1 protein-coding gene is annotated in these 4059 nt (G+C 31.5%); it reads right to left on the reverse strand.

All coding sequences use genetic code 11. The annotated features are described in order from the left end of the window. Nucleotides 1-4039 (reverse strand): beta strand repeat-containing protein (locus MBCUR_RS01315; protein ID WP_169805773.1); only part of this gene is annotated, 4039 nt, incomplete at its 3' end. Nucleotides 4040-4059: the final 20 nt, after the last annotated feature.

Genomic DNA, 4059 nt, shown 5'->3' on the forward strand with positions numbered 1-4059 from the left:
CAGTACTTGCAACATAACTAGTTCCACGAGGACTAGTACTATTAATATAAATCAATCTACTATCTAAAACATCAGTAATAACCAAACCAGTCGCATTATCAGGACCAAAATTAGTCACATTAATAGTGTATAAAACAAATATGCCATTTAAGACAGATCCAGACACATTAGAAGATTTAACAACACTAAGATTTACAGTAGTAACAACAGTAACATTAGTTTCATTATCAGGATTACTGCTGTTATTACCAGTGTTATTTTCAGTAACATTAGTAACATTAGCAATATTCACAATATTACCAGTACCATTTAAACGGACAAGAATATCCAAAACAATACTCTCACCATTAGCTAAGTTACCAATATTCCAAACACCAGTACTTACAACATAACTTGTAAACCTTGGAGATGTACTGTTAATATAGATTAATCTACTATCTAAAACATCAGTAATAACTAAGCCAGTAGCATTATCAGGACCATAATTAGTTACATTAATAGTGTACAAGATGTAAGCACCATTTAAAACATTACCAGACACATTAGAAGATTTAACAACACTAATGTTCACAGTAGGAACAACAGTAATATTAGTAGTATTATCAGGAGTACTATTATTACCAGTATTATTCTCATTAACACCAGTAACATTTGCAACATTCACAATACTACCAGTACCATTCAAACGAACAAGAATATCCAAAACAATAGACTCACCATTAGCCAAATTACCAATATTCCAAACACCAGTACTTACAACATAGAAAGTAAACCTTGGAGATGTACTGTTAATATAGATTAATCTACTATCTAAAACATCAGTAATAACCAAACCAGTAGCATTATCAGGACCATAATTAGTTACATTAATAGTGTATAAAACAAGTATACCATTTAAGACAGATCCAGACACATTAGAAGATTTAACAACACTAATGTTCACAGTAGGAACAACAGTAATATTAGTAGTATTATCAGGAGTACTACTATTATTTCCAGTGTTATTTTCAGTAACATTAGTAACATTCGCAATATTCACAATATTACCAGTACCATTCAAACGAACAAGAATATCCAAAACAATACTCTCACCATTAACTAAAGTGTTAATATTCCAAACACCAGTACTTGCAACATAATTAGTTCCACGAGGAGTGGTACTATTAATATAAATCAATCTACTATCTAAAATATCAGTAATAATCAAACCAGTCGCATTATCAGGACCAAAATTAGTCACATTAATAGAATACAAAACAAGTATACCATTTAAGACAGATCCAGACACATTAGAAGATTTAACAACACTAAGATTCACAGTAGTGACAACAGTAATATTAGTTTCATTATCAGGATTACTGCTGTTATTACCAGTGTTATTTTCAGTAACATTAGTAACATTAGCAATATTCACAATATTACCAGTACCATTCAAACGAACAAGAATATCCAAAACAATACTCTCACCATTAGCCAAATTACCAATATTCCAAACACCAGTACTTGCAACATAACTTGTAAATCTTGGAGATGTACTGTTAATGTATATTAATCTACTATCTAAAACATCAGTAATAACCAAACCAGTCGCATTATCAGGACCATAATTAGTTACATTAATAGTGTATAAAACAAGTATGCCATTTAAGACAGATCCAGACACATTAGATGATTTAACAACACTAATGTTCACAGTAGGAACAACAGTAATATTAGTAGTATTATCAGGAGTACTACTATTATTTCCAGTGTTATTTTCAGTAACATTAGTAACATTCGCAATATTCACAATACTGCCAGTACCATTTAAACGGACAAGAATATCTAAGACAATACTCTCACCATTAGCCAAATTACCAATATTCCAAACACCAGTGCTTGCAACATAACTAGTTCCACGAGGAGTGGTACTATTAATGTATATTAATCTACTATCTAAAACATCAGTAATAACCAAACCAGTCGCATTATCAGGACCAAAATTAGTCACATTAATAGAATACAAAACAAATATACCATTTAAGACATTACCACTTACATTAGAAGATTTAACAACACTAATATTCACAGTAGGAACAACAGTGATGTTAGTAGAATTATCAGGAGTACTGCTATTATTACCAGTATTGTTCTCATTAACATTAGTAACATTTGCAATATTCACAATACTACCAGTACCATTAAGTTTCACAACAATGTCTAAAACAATACTCTCACCATTAGCCAAAGTATCAATATTCCAAACACCAGTACTTACAATATAACTAGTTCCACGAGGAGTGGTACTATTAATGTATATTAATCTACTATCTAAAACATCAGTAATAACCAAACCAGTCGCATTATCAGGACCAAAATTAGTCACATTAATAGAATACAAAACAAGTATGCCATTTAAGACAGAACCACTTACGTTAGAACTCTTAACAATGCTAAGATTCACAGTAGGAGTAACAGTAAGATACTCAGAAGAGGTACTTCCAAACCAATCCCCAGTATTGTTCTCATTAAGGGAGAACACATCAGCTTCATTGTATATATCGCCAGTACCATTTAACATAACAACAATATCTAAAGTAATTGTTTCACCATTAGCCAAAGTACCAATATTCCATATATTAATATTTGGATCATAATCTGCTCCAGAACGAGAAGAATTAGAAGAATTATAAATCAATCTATCATCTAGAACATCTTCCATTCCAAAACCAGTAGCAGCATCAGGACCAAAATTAGTCACATTAACAGTATATTTAACAAAAATTCCATTCAAAACAGTACCAGACACATTAGATCTCTTAGTAATACTAAGATTCACAGTAGGAAGAACAGTAACATTCTGGCCTATCTCAGGACTCATAGCATACCAATCACCAGTATTATTCTCATTCAAACTAGTAACATTAGCAATATTCAAAATATTACCAGTACCATTTAGTCTAACAGTAATGTTTAAATTAGCACTAGCACCATTAGCCAAAGTACCAATATTCCAAACTTGAGTAATTGGATTATACTGATTAGCACTACCAGAAGCACTAGAATGATTATAAATCAATCTACTATCAATTAAATCAGTAATAACCAAACCAGTCGCAGTATCAAGACCAAAATTAGTCACATTAATAATATAGGAAACAAATGCACCATTCAAAATAGTACTACCAGTAATATTAGACCTCTTAGTAATACTAAGATTCACAGTAGGAACAACAGTAATATTACCAGAATTAGAAGTATTAGCAGAAGTATCACCAACATTAGACTCATTCAAACTAGTAACATTAATCTCATTAAAAATAGTACCAGTACCATTTAACCTCACAACAATAGTTAAAGTAGCAGTAGCACCACTAGTCAAAGAACCAACTCTCCACAAACCACTAGGTGAATTATAGTTGCCTTCACTGTTAGTAGTAGAAGAGTTGATATAAATCAAACTAGAATTTAAAACATCAACAAGCTCTAAATTAGTAGCAGTATTCGGACCGTGGTTATTTACATTAATAATATAAGAAACAAATGCACCATTTAAAACATTACCACTTACATTAGACCTCTTAGTAATACTAAGATTCACAGTAGAACCAACAACAACAAGAACAGTATTAGACTGATTATCACCAGTATTATTCTCATTAAGAGAAGAAACATTAACAACATTAGTAATATTACCAATACCATTCAACCTAACAGTAATATTCAAACTAACAGTATTGCCATTAGCCAAAGAACCAATATTCCACAACCCACTTGTAGAATTATAAGAACCAAGACTAGCACTAGATCCAATAAAAAGCAATTTAGAATCTAAAACATCACGAATAAACAAACCAGTAGCAGCATCAGGACCAAAATTACTCACACTAACAATATACAAAACATACTCACCATTATTAGCACCAGACACATTAACACTCTTAGTAATGCTGAGATTCACAGCAGGAAGAATTGTAGTATTCTGACCTACCTCAGGAGTAATAGCATACCAATCACCAGTATTATTCTCATTCAAACTAGTAACATTAGCAATATTCACAATATTACCAGTACCATTCA

The sequence above is a fragment of the Methanobrevibacter curvatus genome (assembly GCF_001639295.1).
Lineage (GTDB): Archaea > Methanobacteriota > Methanobacteria > Methanobacteriales > Methanobacteriaceae > Methanoflexus > Methanoflexus curvatus.